Source organism: Paraburkholderia jirisanensis (genome assembly GCF_054782355.1).
Genome location: NZ_BAAGSQ010000012.1, coordinates 312,750 through 330,761 on the forward strand (window position 1 = coordinate 312,750; position 18,012 = coordinate 330,761).

The following is an 18,012-nucleotide window of genomic DNA, read 5'->3' on the forward strand; positions in this document are numbered from 1 at the left end:
ATTCAGCACATTCAGCACATTCAGCACATTCAGCACAAGCACACACACCAACACGCGATGCCGGGCGATCGAAACCGCCCATTCACCTGCGCTTCAAAAAATCTTCAGAGTGCTACTTATCCATCTGCTTCTGCGCGTCGCTGGTATCGCCCGATGACGACGCGCCAGCAGCCGAATTCGCGCTGGTATCGCTCGACCACTGCTGCAGCTTGCGCCCTGCCGACTCGAGCCCGACACCGGCCGTGCCCGCAGCCTTGCCGAGCGCCGCATTGGTCGCGCTCGCCGCACTCTGCAGATTGGCTTGCGCAGTCGAGGCAAGCTGGTTCGGATCGATCCTGATCGTGGTGGATGGGCTTGAAGCGTCCGACGCCGCCGTCGCCATACCGCCCTGCATATTGGCCTTCGCGGTGTCGACCTGCTGGCCGACGTAGCTCGCGGCCTGATCGAGCTTCTGGCCGGCCTGCTGGCTCATGTCGTTGAGCTTGCTGCTGGCGCTCTGCCCCGCGGACGCGTCGTTCTTCTGGCAGGCGGCGAGGCCGCCGAGCAGCGCGACGGCAAACAATGCGCGGCGCGCAAGGGGATAGCGAAGAGAAGTGATCATTGTGGAATTCGCGCCGTGACAAGCGGCTTTTGCATACGGAACCTTTTCAATGATACGCCGTTGCGCACCACGTCCTCTTCCGACAGCACGTGAAAGCCCGCGCGCTCGAAACTGCGCCGTGCGCTCGCGCTTGCATGCGCAGTGAGCAGCGGCGTACCCGCGGCACGCGCGACCGCCTCGAAGCGCGCCAGCAGCGTCCATGCGATGCCGCGCCCCGCAAACGCCGGCGCGGTATACAACATCGACACGTGATCGTTCGGATGCAGTTGCCCGAACGCGGCAATACCGTCGTTCGCGCATGCGACCAGCGTCAGGCCCTGCGCGAGCCGCGCACCGAACTCCTTGAGGTCGTCGGCCGAGCGCGCCCACGCGGCGCGTCCGGCTTCGTTGTAGTGCGAAGCGGCAAGTTGCATCACCGCTTCGCGAAACAGCAGGGCGAGCACGGGCGTGTCGCCGTCCCGCAAGGTTCGCCATTCGATCTGATTGATTGCCATTGCTGCCTCGTTAACGCGTCGGTCAAATTCGATGGAGTAGACTCGCTAGCGCTCAACGTGTTCCATCCTCATTGGAGGCATTCGATGGCAGCAAGGAAAATCCTGTTTCTGACGGGCGATTTTGCCGAAGACTATGAAACGATGGTGCCATTCCAGGCACTTCAGGCGGTCGGCCACACGGTTCATGCGATATGTCCCGGCAAACGCGCCGGCGAGCGCATCAAAACGGCGATTCACGACTTCGAAGGCGACCAGACCTACACCGAGAAGCCCGGCCATCTGTTCGCATTGAACGCGACCTTCGACGAAATCGATCCCGCCGGATATGACGCGCTTGCGATCGCCGGCGGCCGCGCGCCCGAATATTTGCGGCTCAATGAGAAAGTGCTCGACGTGATACGCCATTTCGCGTCGAACCAGAAACCGGTAGCGGCGATCTGTCACGCGGCGCAACTGCTCGCGGCCGCCGATGTGATTCGCGGCAAGCATATTTCCGGCTATCCGGCCTGCGCGCCGGAAATCAGGATGGCAGGCGCCGATTACGCCGACATCCCGGTCGATTCCGCGGTGACCGATGCGCCGTTCGTCACCGCGCCTGCGTGGCCCGCGCATCCCGAATGGCTGCGCCAGTTCTTTGTGCTGCTCGGCACGCGCATCGAACTGTAGCGCATAGCGGTCGATGCGCAGCGCAATTGCAGTGCCCGGCAACGCGCGATTGAGAGTTATCTGATAGTCCGGGCGCAGCGGCATCTCTAAAGTCGACGGCTGACTTCCAGAATGCCTTGCAATGGACCTGACGAACTGGCTCATCATGCTGGCAGCCGCATTGCTGTGGGTTGCCTATTTTTGCCTGCGCACGCGCTCCGAATGGTCGCTTGAAAATCGCGCACGCCGCCGCACCGGTACGCGGCTGATCATTCAGGCGGTGGTGGCGTCGTGGGGCGCGCTGCTGATCATCGTGCATGGCGCGGACGGCCTTATCCCGTTCATTGGGCGAAAATACGGACCGCATTACACCCCATCGGCGCTGCTGTTCGGTGCGCTGCTGCTGCTCGCGCTCGGCAGCTACTGGTTCGTACGCGGCGCGCGGCTGCTCAGGCCGCGCAAGCTGTTCACCTGGTACTGAGCGGCCAGATCGCAAAGCCCAGTTCCTGGCCGCCGAGGTCGGCTTCGGCAGCGGTGTTTTCTTCCTGCGGCGCCCGCGCGGCGGCATCCGGCAGCGACAGAAAGAACGTCGTGCCGACGTCTTCCATCGATTCGACCCACACGCGCCCGCCGTGGCGCTCGACCACGCGCCGCACCATCGCGAGCCCAATGCCCTCGCCCGCGGCGAGGTCGCCGTGCAGCCGCTGAAACGCATTGAACAGCCGCGGCAGCGCCACCTCGGGGATGCCGAGACCGTTGTCCTTCACATAGAAAATGCGCAGCGACTGCACGCCCGGCGGCGACGGCGCGGTACCGATCTCGACGATGCCGTCGCGCTGCGGATTCAGATAGGTGACCGCATTGCCGATCAGGTTCGCAAACACCTGCTCGAGCGCGGTCGGATCGCCCCATACGCGCGGCAGCGTTTGCACGACGACGCGCGCCCGCCGTGCGCGAATCGATACCTGCATCGCATCGACCACCCGCTGCACGATATCGCGCACATCGACCTGCTGACGCCGGTACTCGACGCGCCCAACGCGCGACAGCCGCAACAGCGCATCGATGATGTGCGACGCGCGCAGCACGGCTGTCTGCAGAAAGTGCAATGCCTCGCTGATGTCGCCGTCGATCAGCTGCTCGATATGGTCGCGCTGCGCATCGGTCAGCGACGATTGCCGCACCGCTTTACGCAGGTCGTCGCACGCGTGGATCAGTTCCTTCGAAAAGCCCTGCAGGTTCACCAGCGGCGCGCGCAGATCGTGCGACACGCTGTAGATGAAGGTTTCGTTTTCCTGGGTCTGCTGGCGCAACGACTCGTTGGTGCGCGCCAGTTCGCCGGCGCGGCGCGCGAGATCGAACTGGAAGCGCGCCTGCAAGCGTTCGGCTTCGAGCAGCCGCCGGCTGGTTTCATGCAGCGTGTGATCGAGCTGGGCGATTTCGTCGGTGCCGGCCGACAGTGGCGCGAGCGGTTCGTTGCTGGCGAGCCGGCTGGCATTGTCGGTCAGCAGATCGAGCCGGCCGCCGACGCCACGCGCGAACAGCCAGCAGGCGACCGCGACGAAGGCGAGCGAGCCGAATACCGCCGCGACGGTCAGGATCTGCTGCCGTTCGCGTGCCGCCGCGGCGGCCGTGATGCGCAGCGTATCGAGGCGGCGCTCTTCGCTCTGGAACGCGGTGACCTGCACCCGGAAGTTGTCGAGTACATCAGCACTCGACAGGTCGCGAAAGCGTTGCAGCACGTCGTGACGCCGGCCTGAACGCAACAGGTCCTGCACTCGGTCGGACCATTGCCGGTAGGCCTGAACCGACTGACGGATCTGCATCGCGCGCTCGACCTGCACCGGATCGTTCGAGACCGTCTCGGCGAGCTGGTCGATACGGCGGTCGGTATCGACCCATAGCGACAACGGCGTTGCAACGTCGCGCGCGCCGCCCACCACCGCGCCGCGCAGCCGCAGCGAATCGAGCAGCACGGGCTCGAGAATCCCGGTGGTCTGGCGCAGCACGTCTTCGCTATGCGCGCTCCAGTGTTCGGCAAGGCGCGCGTCCGCCTGCGCCTTGACGATGCCCGACAGCAACGCCAGCTCGAATACCGCTGGTATCGCGATCAGCAACAGCCCTTTGGTGGTCAGTCTCATTCAGGCGCGGAGGAAATTCGTCAATCCGGCGGGCGGTGCACGCGGAACGGCACATTATGTCGTCGTTTGAGTGGGATGACAAAGATCGCCCGCTTTCTTATTCAAAATAGAGATTTGTTAGCGGGATGGAAGATTTCGCCCATTCATGGAACATACGCACGCCCACTTTCGGATCACTCGCACTTTTTATGTGCATTCATGCGGACGATCTGGTGCGAGCGCCACACCTGATTGGCGCTCGCCAGATAAATCAGATCCCAATTCGGTGCGGCTCTGCACCGCCTGAACGCTTTTTCGCTCCAACTTGGCTCATCTCTGGCCTGCTTCTTGCGTTCCATGCCCGCTTTTTGCGCAGACAGGTTCAGGCCACATGGACACTCTAAAAACCGGCACCGACACCCTCTTCCTGCTGCTCGGCGCAGCGATGGTGCTCGCGATGCACGCAGGCTTCGCATTTCTCGAACTGGGCACGGTACGAAAGAAAAACCAGGTCAACGCGCTGGTGAAGATCCTCGTCGATTTTTCGGTATCGACGATCGCGTACTTCTTCATCGGCTATTCGATCGCTTATGGCGTGCGCTTCTTCGACAGCGCCGAGGTGCTCGCCGCGCATAACGGCTATGCGCTGGTGCGTTTCTTCTTCCTGCTGACCTTCGCGGCCGCAATTCCGGCGATCGTGTCGGGCGGCATCGCGGAGCGCTCCAAATTCAATCCGCAACTGTTCGCCACCTTCGTGCTGGTCGGCTTTATCTATCCGTTCTTCGAAGGCATCGCGTGGAACGACCGCTACGGCATACAGAGCTGGATCACGCACGCGTTCGGCGCGCCGTTCCACGATTTCGCCGGCTCGGTGGTCGTGCATGCGTTCGGCGGCTGGGTCGCGCTGCCCGCGGTGTTGCTGCTCGGCGCGCGCCACGGCCGCTATCAGCGCGACGGCCGGATCGCCGCGCATCCGCCTTCGAACATTCCGTTTCTCGCGCTCGGCGCGTGGGTGCTTGCGGTCGGCTGGTTCGGCTTTAACGTAATGAGCGCGCAAACCATCGACAAGATCAGCGGCCTCGTCGCGGTCAACTCGCTGATGGCGATGGTCGGCGGCACGCTGACCGCATGGCTGGCCGGCCGCAACGACCCGGGCTTTACCTATAACGGGCCGCTGGCCGGCCTCGTCGCGGTATGCGCGGGTTCGGACATCATGCATCCGCTCGGCGCGCTGATCACTGGGGCACTGGCCGGCGCGCTGTTCGTTTATATGTTCACCTGCGTGCAGAACCGCTGGCGCATCGACGACGTGCTCGGGGTCTGGCCGTTGCACGGGCTGTGCGGCGCGTGGGGCGGCATTGCGGCAGGCATCTTCGGACTGCGCGCGCTGGGCGGCCTCGGCGGCGTATCGTTCGCCGCGCAGGTGATCGGCACGCTGGGCGGCATTGCGATCGCGACGGCCGGCGGCACGCTGGTGTATGGCGCGATTCGCGTGACGGTCGGTTTGCGACTCGGGCAGGAAGAAGAGTTCGACGGCGCCGATCTGTCGATTCACCGGATCTCGTCGACACCCGAGCGCGAGACGGTACTCTAGGCGGCAAGCGCCACGCGAGCGCGCATAGACGGGGCTGACAGGGCGGCCCACGCCGCTTGCCCCGCTCTTCCCCGCGTGCCACGCTCAATGCTAGACTCGCGCGCTGGAGATGGCATTCTCCCGCATGTCACTGCATTTTCCAGGTAGCCGCCTTCGTGGCTGATGATGCCTGCTTCGCCCGGATGACTGCGGACGCGGCATCATCACGTCGTCGTTCAGCCGGGTTTGTCGAGGTTCCGACTTATTCAGGCTTCCCATGTTCCTGTCCATTCTTGCCGTCGGCATCGGCGGCGCACTCGGTTCACTGTTCCGCTGGTTTCTCGGCATCCGCCTGAACGGCCTGTTCCCCGTGATGCCGCTCGGCACGCTTGCCGCGAACGTGATCGCGGGCTACATCATCGGCGTAGCGGTCGCGTATTTCGGACGCAATGCGCAGTTGCCGCCCGAATGGCGGCTGTTCGTGATCACCGGTTTGATGGGCGGGCTGTCGACCTTCTCGACCTTCTCCGCCGAAATCGTGCAGAACCTGCAGCAAGGCCGCTTTGGTTGGGCGATGGGAGAAATCGCGATCCACGTCTCGACCTCCGTGATCGCGACACTGCTCGGGCTCGGCACGGTGGCGCTCGTCGCACGCTAGCGGCTACGCGTTTCGGCCAAGCCAACCGCCGCTCAGCGCAGCGTCACCACATTGCCGCCATGCCGGCCGGCCTTTGCGCTAAAGCGATGCGTCGAGCGGCCCGACTGTTTGGCCACGTACATCGCCGCATCGGCCGCATCGAGCAGTTGATCGATCGCATCGACGCGGTCCGGCCAGCTTGCGATACCGATACTCACGCCGAGCGCGAAGCGCCCGCCATAGTCGCGCTCGCCGATCTCCCGGACACGTTCGATCAGACGGCCGGCCAGCTCGCGCAATTGCGCGTCGTCGCTATAGCCGGGCAGCAGCAGCACGAACTCGTCGCCGCCGACGCGCGCGAGCGTTTCCTCGTGGCGCGTCGCCGCGCGCAAGGTGTCGGCCAGCCTGCGCAACAGCGCGTCGCCGGCACTGTGGCCCAGCGCATCGTTGACACTCTTGAAGCCGTCGACATCGAGGTACAGCAGCGCAATGCGCGGCAGGTCGGCGGCGCCCGCTGCGCCGCGTTTGCCGAGCTCGGCAATTTCGGTGAGCAACTTGCGACGGTTCGGCAGCCCGGTGAGCGGATCCTGCGCGGCCGCCCGGTCGAGCGCCTTGCTATGCGCCCTGATCTTGCCGAACGCGCGCCGCTGCACGTATAGCGTGTACACCAGCAGCACGCAGATCAGCACCGCGAGCACGGCAGCGGCCGCCGCGCCATACACCAGCCTGTCATGGGCATCGCGCACGGCGAGCGCGCGCGTCTGGCGCCAGTCCGACAGCAGCTCGCCGAGATCGTGGCGCAATGTCTCCATGTATTGCTGCCCTTCGTTGGTCTGCACCAGCGCGATCGCCTCACTGCGCTCGCCGCGGCTCGCCAGTTCGACGGAGCGCGCCAGCTCGGTCACCTTCAAGGTCTTGGTGTGTTCGATACGACGTACCAGCTCGAGCGATTTCGCATCGTCTCCGACCGCCTGCTGCAGCAGCAGCACCGAATCGTCGAGATCGCGCACGCCGTCGTTGTAAGGCACCAGATAGCGCTCGTCGCCGGTCAGCAGATAGCCGCGCTGGCCGGTCTCCGCATTCTCCAGATCGTGCAGCATGCGGTTCGCGGCGCCGAGCACGCCGAACGCCTCTTCGTCGCGCAAGCCATCGGCGACGATGGTGCGCGCTTCATAGACGAACATCACGGCCGCCACGAACAGCCCGATCGCCATCAATGCGTAGAGCGCGGTAAAGCGGTTGCGGTCGGTATTGGCTGAATCGGACAGACGCGGCTGCAAGAAAACTCCGGAACGATGGCGGACAACTCGGGCTACATGATAGCGAAACTTGCCGCGGCAGACGTGTGGCGCGCCCCGTCGTGCGACATGTACGCAACACATCGGCAACGCGCAGGCGACACGCGTACGAATGCGCGTCATGCACGCTTCGCAAACCCAGACCGCACGGCGTGCAAGGTTTGCCGATTCGCAAAGCACTATTGTCCGGGGCCCGTCATTGACAGTGTTGATAAACGACACCGGCACGCCAACATGTGCTGCATCAGATGGCTGGAGCGGGCTGCAAGCTCGTCGTCAACGATGATCTGCGCGGCCCCGACATCCGGCATCGAGGCGCCGCCGCAGCGTTGCGCAGACCCTATGCGGGGCAACGCGATTTAAGGAGTCTGGCGATGAGCCGCCCCGACTTACCGTGCATCCTTCCCGAACTGCTGCCGCGCCTGTGGGCATTCGCGCTGCGCATCACGGGCGACCGGCACGATGCCGAGGATCTGGTGCAGCGCGCCTGCGTGCGCGCGCTGGAACGGGCCGACCAGTTGCAGCCCGATACCGCGCCGCTTAGCTGGATGTTTTCGATCATCCATACGACATGGCTGAACGAGCTGCGCGCGCGCAGCGTGCGCGGCCGCTCCGGCGTGAACTGGGACGACGCCCTGCTCGAAGCCGTGGTGGATCATGCCGCCGGCACGCCGGAGATGCACCTGATGAACCAGCAACTGATCCGCGCGGTGGCACGCCTGCCCGACACGCAACGTGTCACGCTGTTGCTGGTCAGCATCGAAGGCATGACTTACGATGAAGCGGCACGTACGCTCGGCGTGCCGCCCGGCACCGTGATGAGCCGCATCTCCCGGGCGCGCCGCACGCTCGGCGAATGGCTGGGCTCGCCGAGTAGCGAACGCGATGGGCGCACCGATCGCAACGCGCGCAACATGCACGACACAGCGCCGCTTACCGACGAATAATTGTCGGGCCGGTCGCCGCTTCACGTCGTCGCTTCACGCCGACGCCGCGCCGCCGCGAACCAATCCGGCAATCGCCCGGACTCTTCGCGAACGTTTATCCGCGCTTTTTATTCCCCGCAAAACATTAAACAAAGCCGCCATTTCACGCAAAAGCTTTGTCGATGCAGTGGCATTTACGGACCTTGCAGCTTACGGCGACAATCCCTGCGTTTTATCGGCGGCTTTTGCAGTTGCCTGCGAACCGTTGCGGGCATGCCGATCAAGCATCCAGTGTGTCCGGAAGTGCGCGCCGAATTGTCCGTATTAACCGCGGATATCGCGGCATCGAATATTTTTCCCATTGAATCCAATCCGCCCGGCATCGAATCGCCGCGTCGGGTGTTATGTGCTTCGTGTGGACTGCGCGCGCGTGGTGTCACGCGTATGTAGTCACGCTCTTTCGCGGCAGATATCCCGGTGGTGCGCATCAGCGCGGCGCGTCTTGCAATAGACGTGCGCAATTCGTTTGCCCATTACTTATCTGCCTTGTTTTCAAGCGCCATTCTGATCCGGCGGAGATTATCAATATGCTGAAAAAATCAAAGCGATTGATTGGGGCATGCGGTGCCCTGATCGTTATCGGTGCAGCCGCGGGGCTCGTCGCATTACGCGATCACGGCGGCGGCGCCGTCTCGCAAGCCGTAGCCGCAGACAACCCCGCGCCTCCCGCTGCCGAAGTGGATGTCGCCACCGTCATCTCGCGCCCGATCATCGACTGGCAGGAATACTCGGGGCGCCTCGAAGCGATCGACTCGGTGTCGATCCGTCCGCTGGTGCCGGGCACGATCGTCGCGGTGCATTTCAAGGATGGCGCGCTGGTCAAGAAGGGCGACCCGCTGTTCACGATCGATCCACGCCCTTACGTAGCGGAAGTCGATCGCGCCGCCGCGCAGCTCGCGCAAGCCGTCGCGCACGCGAAATACACGTCCGCCGACGCCGCGCGCGCCGACCGGCTGCTGCCCGACAATGCGATCGCCAAACGCGATTACGACGAGACGCAAAGCCGCGCGCTCGAATCGACTGCCGCGGTGAAGGCCGCGCAGGCCGCGCTCGAAGCCGCCAAGGTCAACCTCGCGTACACGCAGATCAGCGCACCGGTCGACGGCCGCGTGTCGCGCGCGCTGCTGACGCTCGGCAACGTGGTGTCGACCGGAGCCAACGCACCGGTCCTGACCACGCTCGTCTCCGTCTCGCCGATCTACGCGGCGTTCGACGTCGACGAGCAGACCTACCTCGCCTACCTCGGTCGCGACACCGGTCATCCGGTGCCGGTCTCGCTGCAGCTCGCCAATGAAACCGGCTATCCGCGCAAGGGTTCGGTCTACTTCGTCGACAACCATCTGGACACCAGCTCGGGCACGATTCGCGTGCGCGCGCGCTTCGACAATCCGGACGGCACGCTGGTGCCGGGCCTCTACGCGCGTGTGCAGGTCGGCGGCGGCCAGCAGCATCCCGCCGTGCTGATCGACGATGCCGCGATCGGCACCGACCAGGCGAAGAAGTTCGTGCTGGTGGTCGACGGCAACAATCACGTGCAGTACCGCGAGATCCAGCAGGGCAACCTGCATGACGGCCTGCGCGTGGTCACCCAGGGTTTGAAGCCGGGCGAGCGCATCGTTGTCAACGGTGTCGAGCATGCACGCCCCGGCGACCTGATCCGCCCGCACAACGTCGATATGGCGACCGCCGCGCACACCGCCGGCGACGCCGCCTGACGGCCCCGCACCAGACGGACACACCATCATGAATATTTCCCGCTTCTTCATCGACCGGCCGATCTTCGCGGGCGTGCTGTCGATGCTGATCCTGCTAGGCGGCATCATCGCGCTCGTGAATCTGCCGATGGCCGAATATCCTGAGATCATTCCGCCCTCGGTGGTCGTCAAGGCGCAATATCCCGGCGCGAATCCGAAGGTAATCGCCGAGACCGTCGCGTCGCCGATCGAAGAGCAGATCAACGGCGTCGAGAACATGCTGTACATGCAGTCGCAGGCCAACAGCGACGGCAACATGACGACTACCGTCACGTTCAAGCTCGGCATGGACCCGGACCTCGCCACGCAGCTGGTGCAGAACCGCGTGAACCAGGCGCTGCCGCGTCTGCCGGAGGAAGTGCAGCGGCTTGGCGTCACCACCATCAAAAGCTCGCCCACACTCACGATGGGCGTGAACCTGGTGTCGCCGAACAACCGCTACGACATGACGTATCTGCGCAACTACGCGCTGATCAACGTGAAGGACCGGCTCGGGCGGATTCCGGGTGTCGGCGAAGTGCAGCTGTGGGGCTCGGGCGACTACGCGATGCGGATCTGGCTCGATCCGCAGAAAGTCGCGCAGCACGACATGACCGCCACCGACGTGATCAACGCGATCCGCGAGCAGAACATTCAGGTGGCGGCGGGCATTGTCGGCGGTGCGCCGTCCACTGCGGCGCTGCAGCTGAACGTGAATGCGCGCGGCCGCCTGACCTCGGCCGAAGAGTTCCGCGACATCGTGCTGAAAACCTCGCCGGACGGCGCGGTCACCCATCTGGGCGACGTCGCGCGCGTCGAACTGGCCGCGCAGGAATACGGCCTGCGCGCGATGCTCGACAACCAGCAAGCGGTGATGATGATCATCAACCAGCAGCCTGGGGCGAATTCGCTGGCGATCGCGCAGAACGTCTACAAGACGATGAAAGAGCTGAAAGCCGATATGCCGGACGGCGTCGACTATCAGATCGCCTACGACCCGACCGAATTCGTGCGCGACAGTATCAAGGCGGTGATCCACACGCTGATCGAAGCGATCGTGCTGGTGGTGATCGTCGTGATCGTGTTCCTGCAGACATGGCGCGCGTCGATCATTCCGCTGCTCGCGGTGCCGGTGTCGATCGTCGGTACGTTCTCGCTGATGCTGGCGTTCGGTTTCACGATCAATGCGTTGTCGCTGTTCGGCATGGTGCTGGCGATCGGCATCGTGGTCGATGATGCGATCGTGGTGGTCGAGAACGTCGAGCGCAATATCGGCAACGGGCTATCCGCGCGCGAAGCAACCTATGCGGCGATGCGCGAAGTGAGCGGACCGATCGTCGCGATCGCGCTGACGCTGGTCGCCGTGTTCGTGCCGCTCGCGTTTATGAGCGGCCTCACCGGCCAGTTCTACAAGCAGTTCGCGATGACCATCGCGATCTCGACGGTGATCTCCGCGTTCAACTCGCTGACGCTGTCGCCGGCGCTGTCCGCGCTGCTGCTCAAAGGCCATCACGAGCCGAAGGACTGGCTCACGCGCGTGATGGACAAGGTGCTGGGCGGCTTTTTCCGGCGCTTCAATCACGTCTTCAACCGCGGCTCGGAGAACTACAGCCGCGGCATCAAGGGCGTGATCGGCCATCGTTCGGTGATGCTCGGCCTGTACGCGGTGCTGCTCGGCCTCGCGGTGCTGATGTCGAAGGTCGTGCCGGGCGGCTTCGTGCCCGCGCAGGACAAAGACTATGTGATCTGCTTCGCGCAGCTGCCTAACGGCGCGTCGCTCGACCGCACTGAACAGGTGGTGCGCGAGATGACCGACATCGCGCTGAAGCAGCCGGGCGTGCAGCGCGCGGTGGAGTTCCCCGGCCTGTCGGTGAACGGCTTCACCAACTCGTCGAGCGCCGGCATCATGTTCGCGAAGCTGGCGCCGTCGGCCACTCGCGGCAAGGGCGAATCGGGCGACGAGATCGCCGCCGCGCTGAACCAGAAGTACGCCGGCATCAAGGGCGCGTACATCGCCGTGTTCCCGCCGCCGCCGGTACTCGGCCTCGGCACGCTGGGCGGCTTCAAGATGCAGATCGAAGACCGCGGCGCGCTCGGCTACGAAGCGCTCAACCACGCGGTGCAGGCATTCCTCGCGAAAGCCGCGCAAACGCCCGAACTGGGTCGCACGTTCTCCAGCTACCAGATCAACACGCCGCAGCTGAACGTCGATCTGGACCGGGTACGCGCGAAACAGCTCGGGGTGTCGGTCACCGACGTGTTCGACACGATGCAGATCTATCTCGGTTCGCTGTACATCAACGACTTCAACCGCTTTGGCCGCGTGTATCAGGTGCGCGCGCAGGCGGATGCGCCGTTCCGTGCCAGCGCCACCGATATCGGCCTGCTGAAGACCCGCAACGCCGCCGGCGAGATGGTGCCGCTGTCGTCGCTGGTGAAGGTCACGCCGACCTACGGGCCGGAAATGGTGGTGCGCTACAACGGCTACACGGCAGCCGACATCAACGGCGGCCCCGCGCCCGGCTACTCGTCCGACCAGGCGCAGGAAGCGGCTGAGCGCATCGCGGCCGAAGTGCTGCCGCGCGGCATCAAGTACGAATGGACCGACCTCACCTATCAGCAGATCCTCGCCGGCGATTCGGCGCTGTGGATCTTCCCGATCAGCGTGTTGCTGGTGTTCCTCGTGCTGGCCGCGCTGTACGAAAGCCTGACGCTGCCGCTCGCGGTGATCATGATCGTGCCGATGAGCCTGCTGTCCGCGCTGCTCGGCGTGTGGGCCACGCACGGCGACGACAACATCTTCACGCAGATCGGCCTGATGGTGCTGGTGGGCTTGTCGGCGAAGAACGCGATCCTGATCGTCGAATTCGCGCGTGAGCTCGAGATGGACGGACGCTCGATCGTCGAGGCCGCGATCGAGGCGAGCCGGCTGCGGCTGCGCCCGATCCTGATGACGTCGATCGCTTTCATCATGGGGGTGGTGCCGCTCGTGATCTCGTCGGGCGCCGGCGCGGAGATGCGCCGCGCGATGGGTATCGCCGTGTTCTTCGGCATGCTCGGCGTGACGCTGTTCGGCCTGCTGCTGACTCCGGTGTTCTACGTGGTGCTGCGCAAGCTGAGCGGCGACGAACATCTGGTCGACAAGCATGGCAATCATCCGCACGTGCAGGTCCCCGCAGCCGTCTATGAGGAATGAAGCGAACATGAAGCGAAACACACTTCCGATGGGTGCGCGGGCAAACGTCGCAAAGCGAGCAACCCTGGCTAACCTGGCCAACCTGGCAAAAGGCTCGACGCTGCTGGCTGCGCTGTTCGCGGTGGCCGGCTGCTCGCTCGCCCCTGAGTACAAGACGCCGGACGTGCCGATCACGTCGACGTTCCGCGAAACCGCACCCGACTTCAGCGAAACGGCGATCAAGGTGCCCACCGACGGCAGCTGGAAAACCGCGCAGCCGGCCGAATACCTGACGCGCGGCGAATGGTGGAAAGTCTTCGGCGACGCCACGCTCGATTCGCTCGAACAGCAGGCGCACGACGCGAACCAGAACCTGAAGGCGGCGCTGGCCCGCGTGAAGGAATCGCGCTCGCTGACCGAGGCGGCGCGCGCGGGATTTTTCCCGTCGGTCAACGCCGGCTTCGGGCCGACGCGCCAGCAGATCTCCGCCGTGTCGTTCCTGGAGCCGGACGGCACATCGGTTCCGGAGCAAACGATCTGGCGCGCGCAAGCCAGCGCATCGTATGAAGTCGACCTGTTCGGGCGGGTCGATTCGAACTACGACGCGGCCAAGGCCGACGCGCAGCAAAGCGAGGCGCTGCAGCGCTCGGTGCTGCTCGCGCTGCAGGCGGACGTCGCACAGAACTACTTCGCGCTGCGCGAGCTCGACGCCGAGACCGACGTCTTCACCAACACCGTCGAGCTGCGCGAGCAGGCGCTCAAGCTGGTGCAGCATCGTTTCGACGACGGCGAGATCAGCGAGCTGGATGTCGCGCGCGCGAAGTCGGAACTGGAAAGCGCGCGCTCCGATGCGATGACCGTGCAGCGGCAGCGCGCGGCTTCCGAACATGCGCTGGCGGTGCTGCTCGGCAAGAACGCGTCCGAGTTCACGATGGCCGCGAATCCGCTGACGCCCGTCGAAGTGCGCATTCCGCCGGGCCTGCCGTCCGCGCTGCTCGAGCGCCGGCCCGACATCGCCGCGGCCGAACGGGCGATGGCAGCGGCCAATGCGCGCATCGGCGTGGCCAAGGCGGCCTACTTCCCGTCACTGAATTTGACCGGCAACGCAGGCTTCGAAGCCGCGACGCTGGGCGACCTGTTCCGCGCGAGCAGCTGGGCGTTCCTCGCCGGACCGTTGGCCGGCACGGCGCTGACCGTGCCGCTGTTCGACGGCGGCCGCCGCAAGGGCAACCTCGCGAACGCGCGCGCCACCTTCGACGAGCAGGTTGCGAACTACCGCGAGCAGGTGCTGGTCGCGTTCCAGCAGGTCGAGGACAACCTGTCGGATCTGCGCATTCTCGAAGACCAGACCCAGGCCCAGGCACGCGCCGTGGCGGCATCGCAGCGCGCCGCGCATCTGTCGCACGTGCAGTATGACGAAGGCGCGATTGCCTACCTCGACGTGATCGATGCGGACCGCGAGGTACTGCAGTCGCGCCGCGCCGCGGTGCAGCTCGAAGGGGTGCAGGCGGCTTCGACGGTCAGCCTGATCCGGGCACTCGGCGGCGGATGGGGTGACGTGCCGAAGCCGGCGCAACCGCCCGCTCTGGCTGGACGCTAGGAGCACCGGCGCTCGGCCATCGGCCGGTTAGTGGCCGGCTGTGGATTTCCGCATTGGGAAATCCACAGCCGGCCACGCGAGCGATCACCGAACTTCCATTTTCAGCGCTTACCTGAGGCTGGAATGGCGGCTGAATATCGGATTATTTCAAACACCTGAATGGCGCCGGTGTTTATTTCGCAATTCTCAGAAACGTCAACAATCCGGTTTATAAATCAATAAACCGGCGATTAACCGTTAACCGGGGGTTTATGACGATAAACCTTTAACGCTGCGCATAATCACATGCGAGCCGCCCCTCAGACTACACAGCAAGTTCGCTCGAGCCGCAGCAGGAATACAGTCGGTAACTTTACCACGTACGGATCATTGATTAGCAAAGGTATTGCGCAATACCATGCACTGCGCATCAAAAGCCGATAGCAAATTCGGATTACATACATGTAATGATGATTTTTTTGCTGATGCTTGCAACAATCGGTAAAAAAGCGCTATTAATAATAAAAAACGCCCTGCCCAATTCGTTTCAAGATTGCCGTGAAGCTGCAATGTCCGATAACAGTTTCATGGCAAGGCCCGCTTTGCGCGGAAATCACAAAAAGCATACCGGCCCAGCGGCTCCCCCCCGCCGCCACCGGATTTCATATACGAGGACTCTATGCGCTCTACTACAGATAATCTGCCGAGCGTGGCCCGCCGGATGATGGCAGGCCGGATGCTGACTGAAGGCGCCAGTGTCGATACGGTTGCCACCACACTGCAGATATCGTCTTACACCGTGCGACGTTATAAATCGATACTCGATGACGGCGGCCTCGATGCATTGCGCCGCGTCAGCATCGGCGGACGCTCATCGGTACTGGACGACGCGGCGCGCCAATGGATCGGCGACGCCCTGCGCGGCTCAGCCAAAGAACATGGCTTTCCCAGCGATACCTGGACCAATGGGCGGCTGCGCGAACTGATCGGCACGCGCTTCGGCGTGCATTACTCACGCGTCTATACGTGGCAAATCGCTACCGATCTCGGACTTGGACATCGCCTTTCAAAGTCGCGACATTGAAACTGCGTCGCCGCGACGCATCTCACTCCCCCGTGCCCGTAACGGCGCAGGCGCACCAATAGCCGCCCTGCGTGGCGCTAGCCAATCTTCCCGCCATGAAAAAAAAGGCGTCACGTGACCGTGACGCCTTAAAAAGTTCTAGCCATTCCGAGGGCCGTGCTAGAACCTGAGAGACGGGATCCGAAAAAACCGCGTGGCAGCTGATTCAGCGCTTTGTGAAACCCGATATGCGCCGAGAATACTGCTGCGATACGACACTGATACGACACCGGCACAGCACGAAACAGGCAGAACCAGATAATCGTAATGCTTGTCACACCATGCCGGTGCAGTATGCTGAAACAGTCACTTTCGGAATGAAGTTCCATTTTTTACGGTTATGCTGACTAAGTCAAGCAAAAACTGACCAGCTGTGGATCCGGAAAAAATGCATGTCAAATACAATGAAACAGGCACTTAAACACGTGCAGCCTTCTCCGCCGGGCGTCTCACCAAATATTTACCGCCATACGGCATGTTGTTAATCCGAAATCCAGTTTCAAAAAACCTACATGAAAAGGCAATCGATGATCGCCGCGCCTCTCACCGAACCCGCCCGTGAAAAAGACGGTTCCGCAGAAGAGGTCACCGCGCTCGCGCGAGGCTTGACCGTTCTGCGGCAAGTAGCCGGCGCGCATGCGCCGCTTTCCAACCGCGAGCTCGCCGAAGTAACCGGCATTCCCAAACCGACCGTGTCGCGCATTACGGCGACGCTGGTCAGTGCCGGCTTTCTGTTCAGGCTGCCGGACAGCGAACGCTTCGTGCTGACCTCGTCGGTGCTCGAACTGAGCAACGGCTTTCTGCGCAACTTCGATATCCGCGCACGGGCCCGGCCCTATCTGACCGAGCTTGCCGAGCGTACCTCGCTGTCGGTGCATCTGGCCGTGCGCGACCGGCTCGAAATGGTCGTGATCGACGCCATCAAGCCGCGCTCGGCGGTGCTGGTATCGCGCCTCGACATCGGCTCGCGGATGGACATGGCGCGCACCTCGGTGGGCCGCGCCTACCTGTGCGCGCTGGCCGTGCCGGAACGCCAGAAGCTGCTGACCGGCCTGCAGACGGCCGCCGGCGACGACTGGGCCGCGATCGGTAATCGTCTTGAAAGCGCGATGCAGGAAACCTGCACGCGCGGCTATGCGATCTCGATCGGCGAATGGTACGAAGGCCTGAACGCCATCGCCACCGCTTTCGTCGGTCCGTCCGGCGAACGTTACGCGGTCAACTGCGGCGGCTCGGCGCTGCAATGCCCGCGCGACTGGTTGGAGAACCGCGGCGCGCCGTCGCTCATCAAGTGTGTCGAGCTGATCGCACGGGAGATCGGCGGCACCGCGCAACTACGGCTGGACGACTAGCGAAGCACGCGCAGGGGGACGCAGGGTCCCCCGGTGGCCGCATCGCGGCGGCCACGTCACGCATGTTTTCAAACTGTAACCTGCGTAACCCGACGAAAGAAACCCGCGCTGGACTGTAACCAGGGCGGGACGTAGCATCATGCTTTCTTGCGGGGTATGCCAATCGGCGAAAGCGCTTTGCAAGCCTCGATGGCTTGCCGCGAAGCGTGCGGCCTGCCGCTCCCCCGTCGGCGGCCGGCGCCTTGCACGCGCGGGCGCGGCAGGCCGCCGGAACTTGCGCGTGGCGTACGCATCGCAGTCACGCTTTCCGCAATTACGTTCTTTGCCCTCGTTTCACGCCGCATCGCAGCCGTCATCGGCGTCGCGCCAGCCGATGACACGTTTTTGCGCGCCTGCCGCAGGTCGCGTCGCGCTGCGCCGCAGAGTCCGCCCAACCACACGCCAGCCACCAGAACCGAACCGATGGACGAACAACAAAAGCATTCGGAACCTTCCCGCCAACCGACTCCGGCTAGCGTGCCGCGCGTGGCGCCCCGCGCGCGCCAGCGCGGCCGGGTGGTGTGGTGGCTGCTGCTGGCGGTGCTGGTGAGCGTGGTGGGCGTCGTGCTGGTGCGCTGGCATCCGTGGCGCAAGGACGAGGCGGGCGCGGCGGCCGTCGCGGCAGCGGGAGCCAGCGGCGCGCACGCCGGGCGCGGC

Annotated in this window: 15 protein-coding genes, 1 pseudogene and 1 riboswitch; of the genes and pseudogenes, 11 read left to right on the forward strand and 5 right to left on the reverse strand. The window is 63.9% G+C overall.

Annotation, left to right across the window (positions count from 1 at the left end; genetic code table 11):
• Positions 1-112 precede the first annotated feature (112 nt).
• The gene (locus tag ACYVNQ_RS08085; RefSeq protein WP_460901967.1) at positions 113-601 is read right to left on the reverse strand and encodes a hypothetical protein; all 489 of its coding nucleotides are present in this window, start codon (positions 599-601) and stop codon (positions 113-115) included.
• Complete coding sequence (locus ACYVNQ_RS08090) at positions 598-1,095, reverse strand: GNAT family N-acetyltransferase (protein WP_460901968.1); 498 nt, start codon at positions 1,093-1,095, stop codon at positions 598-600. Before ACYVNQ_RS08090 ends, ACYVNQ_RS08085 begins: the two co-directional genes overlap by 4 nt.
• Before the next feature lie 84 nt (positions 1,096-1,179).
• On the opposite strand from ACYVNQ_RS08090, the gene ACYVNQ_RS08095 reads away from it, so the two are divergent.
• The gene (locus ACYVNQ_RS08095) at positions 1,180-1,761 is read left to right on the forward strand and encodes a DJ-1/PfpI family protein (RefSeq protein WP_460901969.1); all 582 of its coding nucleotides are present in this window, start codon (positions 1,180-1,182) and stop codon (positions 1,759-1,761) included.
• A 121-nt stretch (positions 1,762-1,882) separates the two neighbouring features.
• Entirely contained in the window at positions 1,883-2,221 is a 339-nt protein-coding gene (locus ACYVNQ_RS08100) for a hypothetical protein (RefSeq protein WP_460901970.1), read from the forward strand.
• Here ACYVNQ_RS08100 and ACYVNQ_RS08105 read toward each other — a convergent pair.
• Positions 2,208-3,881 (reverse strand): sensor histidine kinase, encoded by a 1,674-nt coding sequence (locus ACYVNQ_RS08105; protein WP_460901971.1) that lies wholly within the window; start codon positions 3,879-3,881, stop codon positions 2,208-2,210. The genes ACYVNQ_RS08100 and ACYVNQ_RS08105 overlap by 14 nt on opposite strands.
• 173 nt (positions 3,882-4,054) lie before the next feature.
• The gene (locus ACYVNQ_RS08110; RefSeq protein ID WP_460901972.1) at positions 4,055-4,219 is read right to left on the reverse strand and encodes a hypothetical protein; all 165 of its coding nucleotides are present in this window, start codon (positions 4,217-4,219) and stop codon (positions 4,055-4,057) included.
• A gap of 32 nt (positions 4,220-4,251) precedes the next feature.
• On the opposite strand from ACYVNQ_RS08110, the gene ACYVNQ_RS08115 reads away from it, so the two are divergent.
• Both ACYVNQ_RS08115 and crcB read left to right on the forward strand, forming a co-directional pair.
• A complete protein-coding gene (locus ACYVNQ_RS08115) occupies positions 4,252-5,454 on the forward strand; it encodes an ammonium transporter (RefSeq protein ID WP_460901973.1) in 1,203 nt (400 codons plus the stop codon).
• A 96-nt stretch (positions 5,455-5,550) separates the two neighbouring features.
• Positions 5,551-5,633: riboswitch (Fluoride riboswitch) on the forward strand.
• Between the two features lie 77 nt (positions 5,634-5,710).
• A complete protein-coding gene (gene crcB / locus ACYVNQ_RS08120; protein ID WP_460901974.1) occupies positions 5,711-6,091 on the forward strand; it encodes a fluoride efflux transporter CrcB in 381 nt (126 codons plus the stop codon).
• A 32-nt stretch (positions 6,092-6,123) separates the two neighbouring features.
• Here crcB and ACYVNQ_RS08125 read toward each other — a convergent pair whose 3' ends face one another.
• Positions 6,124-7,350, reverse strand: coding sequence for a diguanylate cyclase domain-containing protein (locus ACYVNQ_RS08125; protein WP_460901975.1), 1,227 nt, complete (start codon positions 7,348-7,350; stop codon positions 6,124-6,126).
• A 392-nt stretch (positions 7,351-7,742) separates the two neighbouring features.
• Between ACYVNQ_RS08125 and ACYVNQ_RS08130 the strand changes: the two genes are divergently transcribed.
• The 7 genes and pseudogenes from ACYVNQ_RS08130 to ACYVNQ_RS08160 form a co-directional block, all read left to right on the forward strand.
• Positions 7,743-8,315 carry an RNA polymerase sigma factor gene (locus ACYVNQ_RS08130; protein ID WP_460901976.1) on the forward strand — a complete coding sequence of 191 codons (573 nt, stop codon included), beginning with the start codon at positions 7,743-7,745 and terminating at the stop codon, positions 8,313-8,315.
• A 566-nt stretch (positions 8,316-8,881) separates the two neighbouring features.
• The gene (locus ACYVNQ_RS08135; protein ID WP_460901977.1) at positions 8,882-10,069 is read left to right on the forward strand and encodes an efflux RND transporter periplasmic adaptor subunit; all 1,188 of its coding nucleotides are present in this window, start codon (positions 8,882-8,884) and stop codon (positions 10,067-10,069) included.
• Positions 10,070-10,097: 28 nt separating this feature from the next.
• Positions 10,098-13,283 (forward strand): efflux RND transporter permease subunit, encoded by a 3,186-nt coding sequence (locus tag ACYVNQ_RS08140; RefSeq protein WP_460901978.1) that lies wholly within the window; start codon positions 10,098-10,100, stop codon positions 13,281-13,283.
• A gap of 7 nt (positions 13,284-13,290) precedes the next feature.
• A complete protein-coding gene (locus ACYVNQ_RS08145; RefSeq protein WP_460901979.1) occupies positions 13,291-14,862 on the forward strand; it encodes an efflux transporter outer membrane subunit in 1,572 nt (523 codons plus the stop codon).
• Positions 14,863-15,520: 658 nt separating this feature from the next.
• Positions 15,521-15,925 (forward strand): helix-turn-helix domain-containing protein, encoded by a 405-nt coding sequence (locus ACYVNQ_RS08150; protein WP_460901980.1) that lies wholly within the window; start codon positions 15,521-15,523, stop codon positions 15,923-15,925.
• Between the two features lie 551 nt (positions 15,926-16,476).
• Positions 16,477-17,316: an IclR family transcriptional regulator gene (locus tag ACYVNQ_RS08155; RefSeq protein WP_460901981.1), complete on the forward strand. Its 840-nt coding sequence runs from the start codon at positions 16,477-16,479 to the stop codon at positions 17,314-17,316.
• A gap of 462 nt (positions 17,317-17,778) precedes the next feature.
• A pseudogene (locus ACYVNQ_RS08160) lies at positions 17,779-18,012 on the forward strand (MdtA/MuxA family multidrug efflux RND transporter periplasmic adaptor subunit); the annotation flags it as partial.

Bases quoted from the DNA above. Each gene is read 5' to 3' on its own strand.
- ACYVNQ_RS08130 (WP_460901976.1), top strand. From the start codon at position 7,743: ATGAGCCGCCCCGACTTACCGTGCATCCTTCCCGAACTGCTGCCGCGC.
- ACYVNQ_RS08105 (WP_460901971.1), bottom strand. From the start codon at position 3,881: ATGAGACTGACCACCAAAGGGCTGTTGCTGATCGCGATACCAGCGGTA.
- ACYVNQ_RS08110 (WP_460901972.1), bottom strand. From the start codon at position 4,219: ATGGAACGCAAGAAGCAGGCCAGAGATGAGCCAAGTTGGAGCGAAAAA.
- ACYVNQ_RS08155 (WP_460901981.1), top strand. From the start codon at position 16,477: ATGAAAAGGCAATCGATGATCGCCGCGCCTCTCACCGAACCCGCCCGT.
- ACYVNQ_RS08095 (WP_460901969.1), top strand. From the start codon at position 1,180: ATGGCAGCAAGGAAAATCCTGTTTCTGACGGGCGATTTTGCCGAAGAC.
- ACYVNQ_RS08115 (WP_460901973.1), top strand. From the start codon at position 4,252: ATGGACACTCTAAAAACCGGCACCGACACCCTCTTCCTGCTGCTCGGC.
- ACYVNQ_RS08145 (WP_460901979.1), top strand. From the start codon at position 13,291: ATGAAGCGAAACACACTTCCGATGGGTGCGCGGGCAAACGTCGCAAAG.
- ACYVNQ_RS08135 (WP_460901977.1), top strand. From the start codon at position 8,882: ATGCTGAAAAAATCAAAGCGATTGATTGGGGCATGCGGTGCCCTGATC.
- ACYVNQ_RS08085 (WP_460901967.1), bottom strand. From the start codon at position 601: ATGATCACTTCTCTTCGCTATCCCCTTGCGCGCCGCGCATTGTTTGCC.
- ACYVNQ_RS08140 (WP_460901978.1), top strand. From the start codon at position 10,098: ATGAATATTTCCCGCTTCTTCATCGACCGGCCGATCTTCGCGGGCGTG.
- ACYVNQ_RS08100 (WP_460901970.1), top strand. From the start codon at position 1,883: ATGGACCTGACGAACTGGCTCATCATGCTGGCAGCCGCATTGCTGTGG.
- crcB (WP_460901974.1), top strand. From the start codon at position 5,711: ATGTTCCTGTCCATTCTTGCCGTCGGCATCGGCGGCGCACTCGGTTCA.
- ACYVNQ_RS08150 (WP_460901980.1), top strand. From the start codon at position 15,521: ATGCGCTCTACTACAGATAATCTGCCGAGCGTGGCCCGCCGGATGATG.
- ACYVNQ_RS08090 (WP_460901968.1), bottom strand. From the start codon at position 1,095: ATGGCAATCAATCAGATCGAATGGCGAACCTTGCGGGACGGCGACACG.